Below are 21227 nucleotides of genomic sequence, written 5' to 3' on the forward strand. Positions count from 1 at the left end.
ATATTAAGTTTTTCTTATTTAGATTATCGAAAATATATGCCTAGAGTTTAACTCCCCCAACTTTTCCGCTTGATCCTCAGTAATTCTTCCAAAAAGAACACTATATATATAACTTTTCGTTGATTAAAAATTTGCTATATTTTCTTTTATTATCAAAAAATAGGGAAATAGACCCTAAGAATAGGTTCAATACCTGCGATTTTCTGGGTCGCTTTTAGACAAATTTAAACATCAAAAGTGGTAAAAAAATGCTCCGTTATCGTATTGTCCAGGCCTCTCTCATAACTCTTTCACATTGTAAGATGTTTATTAGTTACGGGCACCAAGCTGTTACGCTTGCAGCAGAAGTTCCAAAAAAGCAAAGTCCAACATCTCTTTTTGACTTCGCAACGATTCCTCATTTCTCACGGCACAGGTCTGTGGCAACGAAGATGGTTATTCGATGCTAACTAAAGTTATTTCTTCTATTGTAGCTTTATATTGAGAAAGATGCCCTTTATCTGTCGTGTTAATTTTTCCATGCAGTATCAAGTTCTTATCGTAAATCTTTTTATAAACCTGCTCTTTACCAAAAAGATCTATATTGCCCTTAGGTGAAACTAGTGGGCATTTAGAGACGTAATAGTCAAAATTAACCCATAAAACTCCTTCTTCATTGTTGCTGGCATGTAAGGCCGACTCTTCAAATCCCCCTTTATATAAACCCTCAATTTCAACATATTTTCCTTGAAAATTGTTTATATTTTTCAATAAGTCATTCAAATTGATCTTTTGGTATGTCTTTCCCTTATCACACGTGCTTTTATATAAATCTTTAGATTTTTGTGCACACGAAATGAATATTAGAAGACATAACACTCCCCAATGCTTAATATTATTTAATGTACCCCGATGTGAATTTTTGAAGTCTTGTGTCATAGCGCCATTGTATATTTTGATCAACCCGAGTATTATCTTGTAAAACTGAGTTACTTGTTGTTATCCGTTTGTATATTTCATTTTTCCGAAGGGGAAATGAGTAATTTTTAAAATACCCCGGGTTACTACTTCCAAAACCTAAAGCGTTGTCCCCATAATTCATTCTCATATTTGTTTCGCCACTCATAGCACGCAGATAATTCTCAAACCTTACTGCATTTCTCTCAGTCCATTTCGTTCCACCAATATTTGTATGCATTAAATCTGAACGACCGATTAAATCATCCCAAGCATGTGAAAGTTCATGCCCTAATTTAATAAAACTCTTATTGAAAGCTACTCCATCATGAACACCTCCATTACCTTGATTATAACCAATAGAGTTACGTTTATCATCGTATGACTGTTGCTCTCCTGCCAAAAACTTGATGTCAACTGTTTCTTTAGAATCCTGGAGATCGCCAATCAAAGATTTACCGTACTTAGACGACCCAATTTCATTGAGATCCGCAACAGTATTTTCTATAAAATCATTTTTTCCATCATATTTACCTCCCCTAGTCAGGCTTCCGTCCTTATTTTTTGAATAGTGATAAGCATTACCATTCTCATACATAACTGAATACTGATGGCCTTGGGAATCAGCTCCAGTAATGATTATATAATCACCATTATGATCGAGAAAGTTAATAGGATTATTTGCTGTATAACTATATGGCGTCAAAGGGTCATATTTTTCTGCAAACCTATCTACAACATTAAAACGTCCTATTACCGGATTATAAAACCTTGCACCATAATCAAATTCACCCAATACCTCCAGCAACTCCTTTCCATTGTAAAGATAATTATTTTTATCACCAAATAAATAGCCACCAGGTTTAACCATTCCAAATGCATAATATTCATTTTCCTGAATTACCCGTGCAGTATTATTGCCTTGATCATCAATGCTCACCCTTATGTTGCCCAAATGGTCTTTAAGATTGTATTCATACCGATAGTCATCTGTCGTTCCTATTCTGACAGCCTTTCCCTCTTCAGTTATAATAAAACTCAATATCCCATTCTGATAATTGATTTCGTTGATGTAATCTCTTTCAAAGTTCCCTTGGGCTGAATGTAATTTTTTGCCTCCAGCATCGTAGGTGTAAGTTGCTGAGGTACTCCCGGTTACTGTGGAGGGGAGGTTTAAGTCGTTATAGGTTAAATAAGCAGTCCCGTTCTTTGTGCCGTCCTCGATCAAGTTCCCGTTTGTATCGTAGACAAATCCGCCGGAAAGTCCTCCGCTGACATTTGAAAGCTTATTGCTCTTATTATTTTCTTCATATTGGTAAATGATAGGATTACCACTGGTCCCACGCTCAAGGCTCAGGATATTGCCCATAATATCATAACTCAACTTTTCATTAAGTAAAGACCCATTGCTGTAAACTGAGTTTTCCAGTCTATTCAGTTTGTCGTAGCTGTAATTGAACGACCGCTGTCCACTATGGTCTCCAAAGTAAATCTGCTGCGAAATATTGCCGTTATAGTTGGCTTGGGCACCATTCTGTAGCTCAGACGGTACATAATTGAGCGTCTGTTTAAACTTATCTGCGTTTGAACTTCTAAGCCATCCTCTTTCGTTGTAGGAATAGTCAGTTTTTTGTAGAAAGGTAGTTCCATTATCAACGCTATGAATAAATTTGGTCTTAAGCTGACCGATATCATTGTAATCATACTTGCTGACTATCACCCATCCTTTTTGATTAATATTCTGAGCTACGCTTGTTTTCCTCCCCAAGCGGTCATAACTATATGTATTGGATATTGTTGTCAGATTATTTCCGGCAGTGTGGGTTTTGTAGGACGACGTTACCGATCCGGTGAATGCATAACTCAATTCTGAGACGTCACTCCCCCCCAGATGATTTTGCTCTGTTTTTTTAATTGGATTGCCTTTTTCGTCAAAGTAAACTGTAGTTAAAAGCATAGTAGCAGAATTCAGGATATTTGTCCGTTCCCCGGTTAAAAGACCTCTCGTGCGTGAGGTATGTGTTCCCGTTGATACGGTACTTCCATGAAATAAATAATCATCGTAATATTTGATATTCAAATACCTATCAATTGTATACGTGGCATTCAGATCATTTTGGGCAGGCAAAGAATTCGCAGTATAGCCTGTTTCACTATTGTTGGCATTTAGATTGTCTCTACTTTCCCAAAGCGGGTGCTGGCTGTCGGTATCTAATCTATTCTGCCAAGCCGTTCTCGAATCCGAACTGGAAAGTAAACCGCTCAAAATATCCCTGCCCATTACATCGTATTTAAAGAAATTCCATTTGTTATTTAATTTCTGTTTCGCATCTCTTTTAAGTACCAACTGATTTACAGCATTATAAACCATTTCTTCCCATCCTTTTCCAGGTATTTTTTTCTCAGTTAGCCGTTGTTTTTTGTCATAGTGATAAGCATAGATATAGGCATTAAACTGGGAATCCCCTTCTTCAAATGCATTGCCTGTTACGCCTGGTGGCAGAACATAGCGTAGATTTTCGAAATCGTCATATAAATAGTAAGTTGAAGCAGCATTTGTCTCATCAAGCCACACTTTTTTAAGCACGGTACGCCCAGACTTATCTTTAAATTCTTCCTGGGTTCCCCCTTTCCCTTCTATCCAGTTTTCATCCTTTGTGACGGTTTTAAATAGTTCGTTCTCTGTAAAGAAACCATTTGAGATGCATGCTGACCCATTTACCGTCCAAAGCTTTACTTCGTTCGGTTCGTTAAAGTCATAAGCAACTTTATTGGTATGACCGGATTGGATCTGCCAATCGGCCCCAGGGAAGCCCTGTTCAATTGTCCTGTTTAACGGTGATGGTTCAAAAACTGTTTCAGAGTAAGGGTTTGGCGTTCTGATAATTCCACTGCTCTGTTGTGAACCGGAGGTTCCTGGTGGATTGTAAAATTTCATTGCCCCATGGTTTTTATTGAGCGCAAATTCTTTATAATCTCCTATACCGCCATTGATATCTGCATAGGGCAGGTATTTGATTTTTTCTCTTCCATTTTCGTCATACTCAAACGCCCTAACAATATCATAGCCATTTTCACTTGCTGCAACCTTAATGTTCTGCAGCTGCCTGCCCAGTCCATCAAAAAAAGATATTGATGATGCTACCTCACAGGTGTTTTTTGTGTAAATGTCCGAAAGTGATTTTATCCCCGGAACCATGGGCGCAAAGTTTTGTACATAGTTTCGGTTACTTACAACATAATCTTGAATAGGCCGGCATATCTGCAGGGGGGAGTAGACAATCGATGCTGTAAAATTTGAACCGTTTGGAACGTGGAAACCGTCGCTGAGCGTAATGCTCTGACTTGCCTGAACCGAACTTTCTCCATGATAACTATTTAGTACAATATTTGTCTGTGCAAGACCATTACTAAATCTGAACATTGAGAAGAGGCAGATCAGTAATATATAAAGTTCTTTTTTCATATCAGCTGTTAAAATTTGGGTTAGTTGCACAAAGTGCTGAGTATATTGAATTTTAATCTTGTGAAATCACCGAGATTAACATTGTTAAAAGTATATGTTGATGTAGCGGACGCCTCTGGGTGACTGCTACACAGCTGTTGAATTGTTGTTGCCCCTGTTGAAACGGACAACCTTAAGGAGCTGTATCCAGTGTCATTGTTGCCATCATAATATTGCCCTTGAACTTGGACAACAATGTTATAATTACCGGTGTTAACATGATGTGTATCATACATGTTGCTCAACTGTGAAGCACTGATTTCAAAGGCTAGATTATTTGAGGAGGCATTGTAGAATTTGATATTTGAAACCTTAACGTTTCCATCTGAAACTTGGGACTCCCATTCAACTTCACTAATAGCTCTACATGTTTGATTGGCTTGCGCCTGACCTTCCTGTTGGAGTTTTTGCCATGCTTGGCTGTTTGCATCCGCTTTGCTTACCGTAGAGCTGAATTCACCTGCATCAACTATAAATTCTGTTTCATCGCCACTTTGGCCAATTACGCAGTTTGGTGTAAATGATTGGCTCATTTCATCATTGTAGTAGAGCTGGGTTCCACCTGTGCATTCTCCATGAGCATTCGCATAAGACTGCCCATTCTTCTCTGCATCTTTGACTGCCATATCATCTGCCTCCTGTTGGCTAAAAGGAGAGGAATATCTGCCCGCGGGAACCAGGTATGTGACTGAAGTTCCGACCGCCTGATTCGGACAGTTGTTTTTTTGGTAAGCTGTACTGAATGCAGAATTTTGGAAGCTGGTGCTAATCGTGTTGTAATGGTAGACTGATGCACTAACTATATCTTTTGAATTATCCTTGACTGTAGATAGTCTGTTGAAATTATCGTATTCATAATAACTTGTCTGTCCCCGTGCATCGGTGATGGAAGTCGTTCCAACGTTTACTTTCTGGCTAATAAAAGTTAACTGGGCATCAGCAGGATAAATGCAGATGTCATCGTAGGCACTTCCTATTGTCAGGGTAGTTGCGCCTGTGTAACTCTGCTCGGCGTACTTCCATGCGCCATCCTGGAAGTACCAGAATACAATGATATAATCTTTTGCATTTGGCTTAACCCAATTAACCAAGAGGTATCCGCTATAATACCTCGATCCGGTATGTGATAACAACTCATTGAGCATTATATTAGGCTGATCTGTCTCTTCGAAACCTTCGTAATAAAATTCGTCCTTGGCAGCATTTTTGATCTGTGCGATAGGGGCACTCTTTTTATATCCCCAAATTGTGGATGTGTTTGGTTGACGGTGCTGGTGGTATTGTATGGGATTATTTTTATCGTCATAAAAATCAAAAATTGTTTTAGGGCTGTAGTCTATATGGTTATTAAATGTCCAGATGCCGCCAGTTATGGAAGCTGTTGCCCCAAAGCCTTGACTATAAATGATAGGAGATTCAATTTCAAGCTCGCTGACCATTTTAAGATTGCTGTGCATTGTTCCGGACAAGTCGGCAGCACCCTGATATTGAAATAGTTTTCCCCCAACTATCTTTTCCTGCCCGTTCTTGACTAGTGTCGATAGCTGTTCAACAGGTAAAGCGGTACTTCCTGAAATCAAAGCTTGTTTTAGCCCCATAGTTGGGTTATCAAAATTGTTGTTTACCGATGTGTTTTTAAGAATCTCTTTGAAATCAGCTACATATTTCGTTCGGTTTATTTTGAAATTATCATCGTTAAGACTAATCTTTTCCAGACTTAACATCTGGTGATTCGGCATATTATGTGCCTGGTTTATATTTGTTGTCCAGGCTTGATCTTTCAAAGAGGCAGGTATCCCGTCATAACCAAATGTGGTCGTTGTTTTGTTCTCCTTAGCCCCTACAAAATCTCTCACTTCCTTTTTTGTTAAAAATGCACTGCCCGTATATAAATTATAGAACGTTAAGACTTGGTATCCCGGAGAATTGAACAGTTTCGCTGCGTCATTCGATTTTATAATCCTCCTGTAATAAAAATCGTAGGTATAATCTGTTTGCTTAATCAAGTCACCATTTTCATTCCTGACCAGTTCTGAGAGGAGTTTCCCAACTTTAACAGCTGGTTTGTTAAAAATCAACGGGTAAATATCAGAATCTGGTATATAATCATCTACCTCATCGGTTGAATAATTCGATTCGATTGACCCATTTTTCGTTTGATACTCAACTACCTGATCATAGTAAACATGATAACCTGCAAGTTCTCCTGAATAATTTACGGGTGAGCCTGTCGCCAGGTAGATATCATCTATCGTTCCCATATTCGGATGAAAGTAATTATCATCTATACCGTATACCGATGTAGCATTATCTGCAGCAATCCTAATTGGTGCATTAAAGTCGGTAACGTTTGGGTTAAAATGACCCGTTTCCGATGTATTCATCGGATGCTGTAGATAAACCGGTGGCCCTCCGGTAATGTGCCAGCCGGAATACGTGAATTTTTTTTCCAGAAATTCAGCTGTCTCACCCGAAAAGGTATTAACTTTTTTTACTCTTAACCCTGGGTAAGCTGAAATCCCACTAATGCTGTCATAATAGATTTTGGTGACCCCTCCGGTCGGAAAAGTAATATCATCCAATATAAAAGCTCTTTTATATTGCTCGCTTACATTACGGTTGGCAAGGTACTGTGAACAATCCTGGTTATTTATGTTATTGTATTTTCCGATTAAAGTTAGGTTCTGGGATTGTCCGTTGTAGTAGCCCCAGTGATCTTGTCCATTTGATAGGCGGTTTGGGGTTATGGGTATGGGGTTATTCTTATTGTAAGCAAATTTGTAACCCGGCAAAAAACTTCCAGATCCAGAAAACTCTTTAATCTCGTCCAGTCTAAGCCTTTTTTGCTGGTAGGGGGAAGCTACGTACTCAATGTTGTTGCCAATGCCCAAAGTCGGGCTGTGGGCCAGGTTATCATTGCTCTGAAAATAACTGGTTATAAATTTAACAGTTTTGATCGTGTTTCCGCTGGCAATATCTTTGATCTCAATATTGTCCAGAGCCTTTGAATAATTGGATTCCGGCTCAACGTCTTCCCTCAGGTTTGTTTTGTTGTTGAACCATATCTCTGCATTATCTGTGCTTATTCTCCTTAGCACATTGCCACTGACCCAGCTGTCGGCAGAAATTGTACTTGGTGTGATACATGGGTTAACATTAGTTTTTATTATTGAAGAATTTCCAAGATTTACCCTGTTGTGGTAAGAATCCATTTGATACTGAAAATTAATGGTCTCTCCCGATTCCGTTATAATTGAACTTAAATGCCATGCACTAATGTAATTTCCTTGGTCGTAAGGGGCTTCAAAACTACCATCATATGTTTTGCCATGGTCATATACGCCTTCAAAATTATAACGGTTTCCATCCGGAGTCACAATCGACCATTTTGTGAACGTTTCAGTTGAATTAACTGTCGTGTCTAAAAAAATCTTGATATCCTGTTCCGGAATGGTGTGGACTTGATGATATTTGTCCATTACAAACTTTCCTGAATAACCGTTTACGTTATAATAAAAAACGTCCGGTTCTAAATCTTTTCCATAAGTTACAAACTGGTGTGATCCCAGACCTGGGAATTGGATAGGAGAAAAACCACGATTGCTGTAGTAAGCCTCATCCGGTAAACTTTTTATTGATCTCGATATCGTTCCGCCTGCATTTAAAGCCCATCCGAGGCCGACCGAACTCGCCATTTCGTTAACCTTTATACCTCCCGTATGATAGGAAAGGGAGATGGGTAGTTCTAAACTTTTAGTTTTCAGAACATATATCGGAACTGAGATACTCATTGTTCCTGTACTTTTATCAACCGGAAAGTCTATGTATTTGTTTAACGCTGCAACATCAGGTGCTTTCGGCATTTCAGAGCTATTTTGGCCAAAGACATTCTGGTTTTGGCAAAAAGTAAAGATGAAAAACAGTAATATTAGAAATCTCATATTGAATCGGTTAGTTTTTTATCAATCGGTTTGGTAAGCTAGGTAAAAATTAAACTGTTGGAAATCTTTTTGATGTACGACGCTTTTTTTAACATGAACTCACCTTTTGAAGTGACGAAATTTAGGCGATGATAATTTTGGATTGCAGTTCAGTATATTTTATTTACTGACGCGACACTGAATGAGGTGATAATTTTGATTGGCCTATCAGTGATCTGAAACGCCTTGCTTAATTGATATGAAACTAATACCGTCTATCAATTTTTAGTGTTTTACTGGTGGATCTATCCTGTTATTTTCGCTCTTATCCAAACCGTGTTCCCGTCACTGAACAGTTTTGATTCCTTCTTATAAACCAAGCCTTTTGTGAACGCTTTTCGATGTGTAGATGATCCGTTCGATATTTTGGTATATGGAACTGGATTTAAGCAATTTGTTTTGTAGGAAATGAACCACCTCTATGACTTCACCTGATAAAGGCTTTTAAATGTTACAGTTGCTATTATTGCCAGATCGTTCGTTAGTAAAAAACTTTTTCCTATTTTGTATTTATGGAAATAAGGGAGTCAAGTCAATATGTTAAAGCGAGGTCTGTGCTGCTTGCTGATTACTTTGCGGAAAGGGGCTGGTTGGTCGCTGAAGGCAAAAACAACTGCGTCCTGTTTTACATTCCGGCAGATCGGGAGTTTCATTATTCGCAGCAGCAGCTGGATGATATTATTGCTGAATCTGATTATCATGTAGTCGAAACAGGACTGAAGCTGACCAGTATCATCTACATGTTTTACCAGATGGGTAAACTTAAGGGGGAGGTTGAAGTTTGGCCGACGACGGAATTTGATATTTACACGGGTTAACACAACCTTATTGCAGTTGGAGTGGTAGTTATTTCGCCTGTATGGGATCGTAACAAAGCTCAAAATGCCTTTCACCTACTTTTTTGTACCCGAATTCAAAACAGAACAACCAAAGTTCGTTGTATCCTTTGTTCAGCACGCTCGTGCAGAATTTAGGCTCAAATCCTTTTCCTAAAAGTTCCTGTCTGGTAATGTGGATGGTGGTACCTTCTTCCAGTTTTTCCAGCTGGTACTGATTTAAGATTTCATAATTTGCCCTGATCTGTTTAAATATGGCCGGAATGTTTTCGTTGTCCCTTGATTTTTCTGCTGCCCTTAGCTTCCGGTTAAAACCGTTGCGGCAGGTATCATTGCAGAAGCGTTTGTCGCTGCGGCCGAACAGTTCTTTGCCGCATTCCATGCAGATCTTGTTCATCTGTGGTTTCTTGATCGTTGTTCATGGTTAAGTATTTGGTTGATTGATAGATAAACGGTTTTACTCCTTAATTGTTTTGTGGATCGGATAGGGTGATCCATGACCGGGTAATTTCATTTTGTACCGACTGTTTGCTTTTGTCTTGCTGAAATTTGTGCTGTAACCAATAAAAAACACCATGAAACCATCATGATTTTTCATAACACACCGTGGCATGAAAAAGTCTGATAGCTCCATCACAATCGAAAACAGATTATATACAGATGAAAAATAAAATCATTGCAACCGAATCGTTCTCGTCCAAGGGCAAGCAGCATTTCTTTTTGGATTTCATGCTTGCCAAAAACGATACCAATTACATCAGCATCACCAGGAGTGATGAGCAGCAGGATGGCTCTTATGTCCGTAAAAGGGTCACTGTCTTTCAGGAGGACTTTGAATTCCTGATCTCTGCTTTTGCTTCACTTTTCCGTTCTGAAGCTTATTCAGGTGGGCATGTCCATGTGAAGGATCTTAAGAAAAAAAGGGATGGTGATACTCCGATCAGAAGCTGGCCGGAGGAACTGCGACCAAAGGGAAAGATGGCAGAGCAAGGGACTGAAGCTATGCGGGGCGAGGAACTGCTGGCCATGCTGATCGGTTCGGGCTCACTAGATGAATCTGCGGTATCGCTTGGGCGCAATATCCTGGAGGATGTTGGCTATGACCTTTCTAAGCTGGGCAGTCTGGAGCATGCGGCACTCTGCCGTTTTCCGGGCATGGGTATGGCCAAATCTTCATCGATTATTCCTGCTTTCGAACCGGGCCGCAGGGCTTATGGTTTTTTCCGGTCGGGCGTTTCGCCCGATATTTCCCCGGGCATCGGCACCATGGATAATTCCTCTACGGTGAGCGGGAGCTGATCTTTTCTGCTCTCTTTTTCCCTATGGGTAATCTTTTCGAAGGTGATCGTGGGTACCACGCTGCCCTTTTGTGGAAGCAAATTTCTGAACAATCCTGTTTCCGTCAAGGCCAAGCCCCTGCGGGGTCTGCTCGAAAAAAATCTTCCCTGCTCGCTGCGCTCGCGAGGTTTTTTTTTCGGCAGAGCCTTGTCTTGAAAACAGGATCGTGATCAGGTGAGGGGCTTATCAAAAGGATAGGAGGCTCCTGCCGACTGACATAAATTATTAGCCCATGGAAAATTTAAACGGTAGAAGCCCACCCACAGCCATAAGGCCCTGCACGGCGCAGGATGCGCCACGGCTTAAGACAATTGCCCCGATTGGGGATGTTATAGAAATCATTTTTAAAAAATACTTAAATCAAAAAATCATGAAAACGAATTTAATCGAAAACGGAAAATCAAACGGTCAGTTAACAGGTAAGCCAAAAGCAGATGGTGCGGGTGTAAACGTGGCCCAGGATGGGAGCAATGGAACAGGAACGAAAAAGGATGGTAAGGAAATTAACGGTGCTGTAAATGGGGAAGTGAAAAAGGAAGAAGTAAAAGGGGCAGAGGTGAAGCACGGGCCAACAAAAGCTGCGATCAAAGAACAGTTGGCGGAACAGAAGCCTGCGATGAATCTGGAGCAGGTTTTGAAAATGGTGGAAAGCCTGCACCGCAAAAAGATCCAAAGGGATAAACTGGTAGAGACGATTACCACTTTAGAAGAATTCGAAGTGACACAGTTGGAGGATGCGGAGGAAACGGCTATCGGGCAGTACCAACGCTGTGAACTGGTGATTGAGGATGACAAGGGGAATGAGTTCAAGACTAAGAATCCTTTTATCATCAAAGAAGTTGCGGAACGCGTAAAAATGCTTTGCGTGGGCAGGCTTTCGGAGATTGAGGGTGAAATGGTTGTCCCTGCTTAATTGTTGTTGCCCCCGTTTTTCGGGGGCAACAGTTTTTTCGGATTTTAATAGAAGATACAATGAAAATGGGACATGTTTTTATCGTGCTGCGGGCTGCGGTCAGCACGCCGTACGAAAATATTGAAGATACCATGAACGAGATTTTAGAACAGGGGAGCTGTTTGCTGACCAATACGAAGAATGGGGTTTCTTCAAGGTCAGTCTCTCGATGATCACGAATGTTGAACCAAAACCAAAAGACAATGGCACATCAGATTAATTACAATAAAAACACGGAAAAGCACAGCTTTTTTAGTGTTCGGGAAAAGGCCTGGCATGGGCTGGGTACAATTGTGGAGGATTATCCGACCAGTTCCGAGGCGATAAAATTTGCGGGGCTTGATTTCACGGTAGAAAAACGGCCTCTGTTTACGCCGAATGCTTTGGCTATGGATCTGTTGGATTTTCCGGATACGGTTTACCTGGGCGGAGGGAATGAAGGTATTTTGGTGCCGGAGGCTTTTGCGACTGTCCGCGCGGACACGCAGGAAGTTTTGGGCGTGGTCGGCAGGGATTACAGGATTGTACAGAATGTGGATGCTTTTGCTTTTTTTGATGCGATTGTTGGCGGTGGGGATGATATCAAGTATGAAACAGATGGCTGTTTGGGAAAGGGGGAACGTACGTTTATTACGGCTAAACTGCCCGATTATATCCGTGTCGGGCGCAATGACTGTATCGAAAAATATCTTTTTCTTTCCACCACCCATGATGGGAGCGGAAGTATAACGGCTGCTTTTACCCCGATCCGTATATGCTGCCAAAATACCTTGAATGCGGCGATGAAGGATATGACCAATTGTGTTCGCATTAAACATACCGCGGGAGCGGTGGACAGGTTGAGGGAAGCCCACAAACTTTTGGGGATTTCCAATCTATTGGCAATGAAACGGAAGAAGTATTTAACCGTTGGAGCAGGGTAAAAATTACCGATAAGTATCTAAAGCAGTTGATACAGCTCGCTGTGGCACCGAACCGTGAAACTTTGGAGGTGGTACGGAATGGTAGGGAGGACGAACTTTCCACCCTTTATCAAAATACGGTGGAGCAGGTTTTGGAGTATGCGTTGGCAAGCTCGACCCAGCAGATGGAAACCACAAAAGGTACTTTGTTCGGAGCTTATAATGCCGTTACGGGATACCACCAGAACTTGAAGAACTACAAGGATGATGAAAGCAAATTTAAATCTATTATGTACGGTACTGGTTTGAAGCATAATCAAACTGCTTTTGATCTCTGCACGGCATTTGCCAAGATGGGGGCGGATGCGTTGAATTGATAGGTTTTATTTTTGATAGCGGTCGGCCTTGGGGCTGGCCGTTTTTTTAGTCCGAAAAACCTCGGGTCGCCCGCTGCTGCTGCGCAACAGACGGGCGGCGCTTATGCGCACAAGGCGTAGAAAAAGATTTTGAAAAGCGGGATAAAGTATTATTTTTTTTGCTAAAAATATTAGTAAAAATGAAGCCTAAAGATTTGCAGGGTAACGGTGGGTTTATTGCTGAGTAGAGCCGCCGCATGGGAAGTTGCCAAAGCGCTCCAAATGCAAATTACCGTCCTGTTTATAATGAGGCGGTGAGTACGGGGCTATGGATCTATGATCCTGAAATTAAACGCTGGCAGACACCCGAAGAATTCAAAAAAAATGAAGAGAATATTACTACTGGTGATCTGAAACGCTATAGCAGGTTAAAGGTGAAGGATCCTAAGGAAGGAATCTAGGCTGCGTTCGTTCAGATTGAAGATTTAAAAAACCGGATGGAAATTTTTGTGAAAAGAGTGCTGGAATATTACAGGAAAAAATGAAATCTCATTTAAAGGAACTTTAATTATCAAGGAACATGGTCGCTTAGATAATATAATCAGAGTGTATTTACCGTAAATGAAATTTTTTTTACTAGCAACAATATATTCTCATAAATAGATGTTTAGCTTTATGGTTTCGAAATTTGTTTCTATAATATGCTCTTATGATAGACTATCAGTATTACGGTAATAGTTATTACACTCCTGCATTCTTTAGGATGAAAATAGATGGTCCCTACGATCTTCTAGACTTTGAGGAAATGTCTAATGCAGCACTTGCTTTTTATCTGCATGAATATATTCATTTTATACAGGATATAAGTACCATATATGGCTTGATGAATATTCATAATACAATTTATTACATTCAGGATATTGCCAGTAGGATAGGAAAACAAAAGGAAAAATTCTTTTCTGTTCCTTACCTTTTACCTAACGATAAGGATGATCAAGGCTATTTTAATCATCAGGTTGCAAAGGAGTATAGAGGAACCCCGATTCAACCTTTCAGAAAAAAAATTGAAATCAAAAATTTCGAAGAAATAACGGAGCTCATAGGAAATAACAAAGTGTTTTTTATTGATGTGATAGCAGTTGATCTTTGGGATGGTGAAGAATTTAAGTTTAGACTTGGGGGAAATCACATCACTGAGGGGATGGCTTATCTAGCAGAACATTATGTTTATGCAGATCTTTTAACAGCTGATGGTATCAACTTGGAAACATCGGATTATCCCTATAATGTAATCTCAAAATTAGTAGAAATTATTTATCCAGAAATGATGGGTAATATTCCCTTTATAATTGCAACCTGTGATGCGGCACTCATGACATATAATCCAGGACTAAGCTTTTTAAGGGCTTTGCAACACCTAAAAATGATAAATTTCCCTATCGATGGGGCAGATGCCGTTCCACTTTATAAAGAACTTGGTGCTTTTTTAAAAGGAAGCCATGTGAGTTTGAAAGAAGTTTCTGATATGGCAAGAGACCTATTGTTGAAAAACTTTAAGGTCGATTATTTTGAGGGGAACAACATATGGATTAATATAATCTTTGATAGGGCCTTGGAGATCAGGGCGAAGTTTCCAGATTTTTTAATCGAGATATTGAAACCTGGAGACCTAAAGAAAAATTTGGATTTTCGCATGCTTCGAAACCAGCTAGGATCGCCTATGGTTGTAAATTCCGAATATGAAGGTACTTTTGCACTACCAAATGGTTTCACTGACGATCGTTTATTTCTCGGGCTTTTCTGGGCGATCAATCAAATTCTTAGGGTCTTTACTAATAATAAACCCTTGCCATGCGAAATGAAAGCACATTGTGCTAGGAGTCAGCAGGATGGTGGTGATGTTGAAATAGACAATCGATGTGATACTGCACCATGGAGTCGATGTGGTGACGCTAAGCTTTGTCCTTTTGGGGTGATGTGGAAACATTGGTCGTTAGCACAGTTTGAACCTCAAATACCAACTGTTTAATTAATAGGATAATTATATAATTTTTAAAGCTGATCTCCTTCGTTTGAATCGAACATTGTTTAACTTTAACCGTATTTTCTATCTTTAGAACTTATTGTATCATGGCGCTTAACCAGATCGGATTTCATTGTAAATGAGGGATTATGATGATAATTTTGTAAATACAATTTTCATGGTTCTACATTCTGGTTGAAAATAGAATAGGTTGAAAATCTGATCGAAGACCACATTAGGATTCTGATCTAGGTTTAGTTTTAATATGCTTATTTTTTCATCTTGTCCCAGTTTGTTTAATATCTCCAATTTGTCACTTTCGCCGATACCGAAAATTACTTGCACCGCTATAGTGTGAAGATTTGGAGAAGGCAGATTCTTAGGTTCCACTAAAAGTTGGTCAACGTAGGGGATTGGAGGATTATTGTCGTATTCCAAATTTAGGTTGATTACTTTATTAAATGTAGGCTGAGCAGTGCTAGTTACATTTAAATTTGAAATTTTCAAGTTACTGGGATCAATGAAGCCAAAGAGATGTTTAAGTTTTTCTTCGATTTGATTATAGCCTTTTAGCTCATCAATCGCCCAATATATTCCTCGAAAATAAGAATTGAGTGTTCTTTGATAATCATAAAGGTAGTTTGGAGTAAGTATTCTGACCAGTTGCTGTTGGCCAATAGATTCAAGTTCCAGAAAATTTGGATCGGTTAACAAATTAGTAAGCCAGGATTCTTGCTGGCTCACTTTACCCATTTCATGCGTTAAGGAGTTCCTCAATAGTCGAAAATCATCCATTTTTTGCTTGAGTGTCTGTATGTCATTCAAATTCAGACCAACAAACTGATTGAAATAAGCATCGACATCTGCTAACAGTCCCCCATTTCCGGATCTTACGTTTTTCAAGTCTTTGTGAATCTGAAATTCCTGTTGTAGTAATGCGCAAAGCTGTTTGATCTCGCCTTCAAATTCTGAGTGAAGAAGCCCTAAAGCAGATTTATAGTAACTATCCTTCATTTCTCTATATCTGTGAAGAAGTGGTTCAGCTTGATTTTGATACCAGGCTTCTATTTGATCAATTCCTGATTCATGGCTTGCAATTTGGTTAGCGAGGTTAGGGTCATTATCGTATTGAGAAAAGATTTCATCATATCGCTTACCAGCCTTGGCAATATCGCGATTATATTGTTGGTCAATATCCTTGTTGCGCTGAATATTATCTGACTCATAAAGCTCAGTAGTACGATTTACTTGATCTATAAATGCAGCCAATTTTGCTTGTAGGTTACTAAAGAATTTTTCTAATGCCGTTCGATTCTTTTCTTCAAAATAGTAGTAAAACCAAAATCCATAATCTAAGCTCATGAGGAATGTTTAAATTAAAATCTTTAAAAGTGTGAAATTGTATCCAAATGAAACGGCTAACATTGGACTTAATAAATCATTAAAGGGGCACAATTGGACTAAGGATTTCGCTAGGAAATCGGGATGAAGTCTTGGGAGCAATTTATCCATTAATCCTTCCATGAAAATGCTAACTTACAATTTTTTTAATAATCTTTGAATATCTTCAATTTTAAAAACTATTAAATTTAAACGCTGTTATGTCACAAGCTACAATTGACCCACCTGTTATTAAAAATAAGCTGTTTTCACCTCAACAAGATGATTCTGATACTCAACTTCACATTTATCTATCATATGATTATCTGCCAAGCAGAAATTTCTACCTTTTATCAAAGGGCGTGAATGAACTATATGAATTTGTTTTCGAAATAATTCACAGTAGACCTATTACTGATGCAGAGCTTTTAGTATTGGATGAAATTCATACTGGCAATTCGATTGATGTAGTTTTTAAAATAATTGATAAGGTGAAACCACCTAAATCTGTTTGGATAGGGCTAGCTGCTGTAGCTGCATTGATCTATGGTCATTCACATTTTCTAAATGCAAAAAAAACTAGCTCAGAAACCGAATATACAAACGCTCAAACTGTGAAGATAATAGCAGATACAGAATTAACAAAAGCACAGACCGAAAAGACTAAAGCAGAAACTGAGAGAATCAAATATGAAAATGAGAGACTTCAGCTAGACGATTCTTTAAAAAAGCAAGAGATTGATAAAGCCTACAGGGATAAAATTTTAACCACTGAGAATCTTAAAAAAATAAACCGAAAACTTAACTCAATTCAAAACCAAATTTCAGCAGATCCAATTCATCGTGTAATTGTCAATGGAAATGTTATTTATAATGATAATAGTATCGATATAAAATAGTTTGTACCAATCCTACTCTTTGTATTCTAAAAGGCATGCAATTGTCTTTTTATCTTGTTCAGTATTGAAAATTTCGCTGTATTAAAAATGAAAAAGTGTTTTATAACTAATCTGGGTATTTCAGCAAAAGTGGGATGAAATACCTTCTACATCTCAAAAAGTTCTTAGAAAAAAATAAGGCAATTAAGTTTAACCAGTAGTTCCAGTATGGTATAGTTCAATTCTCCAGTCCAAAAGGAATGTAAAAAATATTTATATTCGCAAATGACTAAAGATAACGCTCATTAATGATAGCAGGTATGCCAAGACCGTTCCTGAGATGGGCAGGTAGCAAAAAGAAACTTTTACCTGAGCTTGAAAAGTTTTATAAGCCAGGCATGGGAACATATATTGAACCTTTTGTAGGTTCTGGACAGTTATTTTTTAAACTTTCCGTTCCTAATGCTATTTTGGGTGATACAAACGTTGATCTGATAAGAACTTATGAACATATCAAAGAGCATCCTGAGAAGATCTATAAAAAACTCAAAAAATTTCCCTTGGGAAAGGATGAATATTATAAAATACGTGATCAGTACAATGCAAGTTCTGATGATATTTATAATTCGGCATTATTCATCTACCTAAATACTTTTTGCTTTAATGGTTTATACAGAACAAACAATTCAGGTAAATTTAATGTGCCATATTCGGCGAGTAGCGGGTCTTTAATTGACTTGGATACATTAATGGCAATTTCAAAATATCTAGAGAGGGCACAATTTAAAATTGGAGATTTCGAAAGCGTGGTTTTGGAAAATTGTAAAAAAAATGACTTTGTTTACCTTGATCCACCATATGCAATTAAAAATCGTCGGATATTTAATCAATACGGGCCTCACACTTTCGGCCTTAATGATATAGAGAGATTGAGAAAATTACTTAATGAGATACATAATAGAGGCTCCCATTTTGTTCTGAGTTACGCACATTGCGAAGAAGCATTAGATCTTAGCAACGATTGGGACTTCCATGTTGTAAATACGGTTAGAAATATTTCAGGTTTTGCTCAGCACAGAAAAATAGAGAATGAAGTTATAATTACAAACATTAAAGCGTCTTGATATTTTATGAAGGTCGCAATAATAAGTGATTTACACTGCAAACATAGGTCTTCTGAAGGAGCAACACAATCAACCTTACTTTATTCAGATGATATCGATGGGAGTCCTTTAACAAATCCGATAAAGGCACTAAAAAAATTGTTAATAGATAAAGAAATTAAGTGTGACTTGGTTTTATGTCCTGGTGATATTGCTGACAAAGCAGACCCCCAAGGCCTTTCTACTGGTTGGACATATCTTGAAAATATTCAGACTACCACAGGCTCAAGTTTGCTTTTGGCTACAGTCGGTAACCATGATGTGAACGTTAAGTGTGCAGATGGCGAGGATCCAAGCGGAAGTCTCAAAAACTTTGAACAGAATTACCCAGTTCCTGATAAGGATGGAATTCGAACAAAATATTGGCAAGATGATTTTTGTTTAGTGAAGCATGATAAGACTCTCATTTTGGTGTTTAATAGTTGTCATTCACATAGGAATTCAGCAAGTAGTAGAACATCACATATTACAATCGATCAACTCGATAAAATAAAATCTGCCTTGAATGAAATCAATGTTGATGAATTCGATTATAAAATAGCTCTTTGCCATCATCATCCTATCAATCATGGAAATCTAAGTAATCCAGATGTTGACTTAATTAGCAATGGAGATGACTTTATTAAATTGCTGGAATCCTATAGATTTCAGGTCGTTATACATGGGCATAAACACGAACCGAAGCTATCTTATAAAGACTCTGTTGCCATATTTTGTGCAGGAAGCCTTTCCTCGACGCAGAATGTATATGATTTAAGAATAGAAAACACGTTTCATATAATGGAAATTTTGCCGGGCAAAGCTATGGGTACAATCGAAACTTGGGTACTTATTCCTAGAAAAGGATGGATTCAAAAAACTGGAACCTATTTCCCCACTTTTACGGGCTTTGGTACCCGCGTTGACACTAAGGAACTGGCACTGAAATCGGTGAATTGGTTAAAAGATCAAGGACAGGAACTTGCCTTGTTTGATACTTTAAGAATGCAAATTCCTGAATTGGATTATCTCACTCCGAATGATCAGGAATTATTTAATAAGGCTATTGGAGATTATAACGCAGAACTAACACCTGAATTTCCCGATCGTCCGAAATATATTGGTTTCAAAATACAGAAAGATGAATACGCATAATTTCAACGACTCGTTCAACGCGCGTTATCTGGATTTTGACCAGGTGGCTCGGACATTCATTGCTAACGATCAGTACTATGATCTTTCAAAGAAAAACCATTCGCTATTAATGGGACCTAGAGGTAGTGGGAAGACAACCTTGTTGAAAATGTTAACCACACCTGGGCATCACTATTTAAAAGAAAATATTCCAGATTTGATTGATCTTCCTTTTACAGCGGTTTATATTCCTTCCGACATTCAATGGAAGAAACAAATGGATCATTTTTATGGGCAAGGTAAAATCACTCAGGAAAAAAAGGAAATTATTTCTCGATTCCTGGTTACCACCAATATTCTTATATGCATAACTAATACTTTTAGATATTTAATTGAGTTTGAATTTTCCGAAGCAAAACTTGATTCATTAACATGCTTAAAAAAGGAGGCTGAACTATGTCGGTTTCTTGTAGATGATTTTGATATTGAAGAACCAATAAGTCCTAATCTTTTAGCTCTGCAAAAAATATTAAATCGCCGTATTAGAACGTGTAATAAGCTTATTAATAGGTTAAAGTTTGGAACTGTTTGTGAAAAAGAATTAGAAGAGGTTCCTGAATTTTATTTCAACGATTATTATCAACTTTTATCTGATGCGTGTACTTCGTTTGAAAATGTTTTTTGTGAAGGGAAAACAAGAAAGTGGGCTTTGTGTTTTGATGAATTAGAAATCAGTCCGCAGTGGCTTCAATTCGAACTTATTGATAAACTGAGGTCTGTAGACCAAAGATTTTATTTTAAATTAGTAACCAGTCCAATAATCTCTTTGGTTAATCGGATAGAGGAAGATCCTATTAATGCATCCGAGGATGAAGATTATAAAATAGTCAGGACATGGAATTATAATGAAACCTGTACCTCTAAGTGGAACGAGTTTTCCAGAAAACTTACGGATAACAAATTAAAAAATTTAGATATAGGAGTAGCTGCCACCCAATTATTTGGTGAATCAACTTATGAGAGAAATCTGAAATCATCATTCCGAATAGATGATAAACTTAAATTCAGCAGTAAATACGAAAAGGGGACTTATTACTGGAACGTTTTTAAGGAACTGGCATTGATTGATCCCAGTTTTGCTTCTTATCTAAATAAAAAAGGGATTTCTAAATCAAATCCAGCCCCAAGAAAAAATACCGATGAAAAAGATAGGATTTTTAGAAAAATATTACCTATAGTAATTTTTAGATACCAATTTAATAAAAGTATGGGTAGGCGTTCGAGAAAAAACCCCTCCCTATTTTACGGCGTTCCTTTTATTTATGAGGTTTGTGATGGAAATCCAAGATTTTTAATGAACCTGCTGGATTCGCTTTTTAGTTCCATAAAACCAAATGAGAAACCAGTGCTTGATATCAATAAGCAATCATCAGTAATAAATAATACTTCAAAAAAATATCTTGAGCTTATTAGAGCACATCCAGATGCAAACCGAGAAATTTTTAAAAACCATATAATAAACCTGGGAGACGTAATAAACCAAATTGGAACTTATTTTAGAGATAAACTTTTGAGGGGTGATTTTGTCATGGATCCTGCTGGATCGTTCATTGTAGACTCCAAAGTTTCACCTCACATTGTCGCACTAATAGAGCTTGGTGTACATCTTGGTGCTATAATTTACCTAGACCCGGATGAAGGGATCAGTAAAAATGGATTGATAGGAAAAAAACTTCGATTATGTTTTCTATTACACCCAATCTTCGATTTTCCCAAGAGAGAGTATAATAGCATCAATCTTTCTACCATCTTGTATAAAGGAAATAGCAATCAAATTGAATCGCAATTAATTTTTGAGTTATAAT

14 protein-coding genes and 1 pseudogene are annotated in these 21227 nt (G+C 38.2%); 10 read left to right on the forward strand and 5 right to left on the reverse strand.

Going from position 1 to position 21227, the window contains the following annotated elements; genetic code table 11:
* Window positions 1–435: 435 nt before the first annotated feature.
* The 3 genes from AC07VK_RS19690 to AC07VK_RS19700 form a co-directional block, all read right to left on the reverse strand.
* Entirely contained in the window at window positions 436–750 is a 315-nt protein-coding gene (locus AC07VK_RS19690) for a hypothetical protein (protein WP_492963148.1), read from the reverse strand.
* A gap of 124 nt (window positions 751–874) precedes the next feature.
* Entirely contained in the window at window positions 875–4402 is a 3528-nt protein-coding gene (locus AC07VK_RS19695; RefSeq protein WP_492963146.1) for a DUF6443 domain-containing protein, read from the reverse strand.
* Between the two features lie 20 nt (window positions 4403–4422).
* Complete coding sequence (locus AC07VK_RS19700) at window positions 4423–8304, reverse strand: DUF5977 domain-containing protein (protein WP_492963144.1); 3882 nt, start codon at window positions 8302–8304, stop codon at window positions 4423–4425.
* 629 nt (window positions 8305–8933) lie between these two features.
* Between AC07VK_RS19700 and AC07VK_RS19705 the strand changes: the two genes are divergently transcribed.
* Complete coding sequence (locus AC07VK_RS19705; protein ID WP_492963142.1) at window positions 8934–9239, forward strand: hypothetical protein; 306 nt, start codon at window positions 8934–8936, stop codon at window positions 9237–9239.
* Window positions 9240–9267: 28 nt separating this feature from the next.
* On the opposite strand, the gene AC07VK_RS19710 is transcribed toward AC07VK_RS19705, so the two are convergent.
* Window positions 9268–9654, reverse strand: coding sequence for a hypothetical protein (locus AC07VK_RS19710; RefSeq protein WP_492963140.1), 387 nt, complete (start codon window positions 9652–9654; stop codon window positions 9268–9270).
* A 263-nt stretch (window positions 9655–9917) separates the two neighbouring features.
* Between AC07VK_RS19710 and AC07VK_RS19715 the strand changes: the two genes are divergently transcribed.
* The 5 genes and pseudogenes from AC07VK_RS19715 (at window position 9918) to AC07VK_RS19735 (ending at window position 14834) form a co-directional block, all read left to right on the forward strand.
* The gene (locus AC07VK_RS19715; RefSeq protein ID WP_492963138.1) at window positions 9918–10556 is read left to right on the forward strand and encodes a UPF0758 domain-containing protein; all 639 of its coding nucleotides are present in this window, start codon (window positions 9918–9920) and stop codon (window positions 10554–10556) included.
* A gap of 271 nt (window positions 10557–10827) precedes the next feature.
* Window positions 10828–11508 (forward strand): FlaG family protein, encoded by a 681-nt coding sequence (locus AC07VK_RS19720; RefSeq protein ID WP_494939817.1) that lies wholly within the window; start codon window positions 10828–10830, stop codon window positions 11506–11508.
* A 242-nt stretch (window positions 11509–11750) separates the two neighbouring features.
* A pseudogene (locus tag AC07VK_RS19725) lies at window positions 11751–12826 on the forward strand (DUF932 domain-containing protein).
* A 236-nt stretch (window positions 12827–13062) separates the two neighbouring features.
* A complete protein-coding gene (locus tag AC07VK_RS19730) occupies window positions 13063–13266 on the forward strand; it encodes a hypothetical protein (RefSeq protein WP_492963134.1) in 204 nt (67 codons plus the stop codon).
* Window positions 13267–13514: 248 nt separating this feature from the next.
* Entirely contained in the window at window positions 13515–14834 is a 1320-nt protein-coding gene (locus AC07VK_RS19735) for a hypothetical protein (protein WP_492963132.1), read from the forward strand.
* Window positions 14835–14975: 141 nt separating this feature from the next.
* Here AC07VK_RS19735 and AC07VK_RS19740 read toward each other — a convergent pair whose 3' ends face one another.
* Window positions 14976–16190: a hypothetical protein gene (locus AC07VK_RS19740; protein ID WP_492963130.1), complete on the reverse strand. Its 1215-nt coding sequence runs from the start codon at window positions 16188–16190 to the stop codon at window positions 14976–14978.
* 239 nt (window positions 16191–16429) lie between these two features.
* On the opposite strand from AC07VK_RS19740, the gene AC07VK_RS19745 reads away from it, so the two are divergent.
* The 4 genes from AC07VK_RS19745 to AC07VK_RS19760 all read left to right on the forward strand — a co-directional run bounded on the left by AC07VK_RS19745 (window position 16430) and on the right by AC07VK_RS19760 (window position 21226).
* Window positions 16430–17107, forward strand: a complete 678-nt coding sequence (locus AC07VK_RS19745; RefSeq protein ID WP_492963128.1) for a hypothetical protein — start codon at window positions 16430–16432, stop codon at window positions 17105–17107.
* A 287-nt stretch (window positions 17108–17394) separates the two neighbouring features.
* Window positions 17395–18210, forward strand: a complete 816-nt coding sequence (locus AC07VK_RS19750; protein WP_492963126.1) for a DNA adenine methylase — start codon at window positions 17395–17397, stop codon at window positions 18208–18210.
* 6 nt (window positions 18211–18216) lie between these two features.
* On the forward strand, window positions 18217–19383 hold the full coding sequence (locus AC07VK_RS19755) for a metallophosphoesterase family protein (RefSeq protein ID WP_492963124.1): 1167 nt from the start codon (window positions 18217–18219) through the stop codon (window positions 19381–19383).
* Window positions 19370–21226 (forward strand): ORC-CDC6 family AAA ATPase, encoded by a 1857-nt coding sequence (locus AC07VK_RS19760; protein WP_492963122.1) that lies wholly within the window; start codon window positions 19370–19372, stop codon window positions 21224–21226. Before AC07VK_RS19755 ends, AC07VK_RS19760 begins: the two co-directional genes overlap by 14 nt.
* Window position 21227: the final 1 nt, after the last annotated feature.

It is taken from the genome of Pedobacter sp. GW821-FHT01D05 (genome assembly GCF_059422505.1).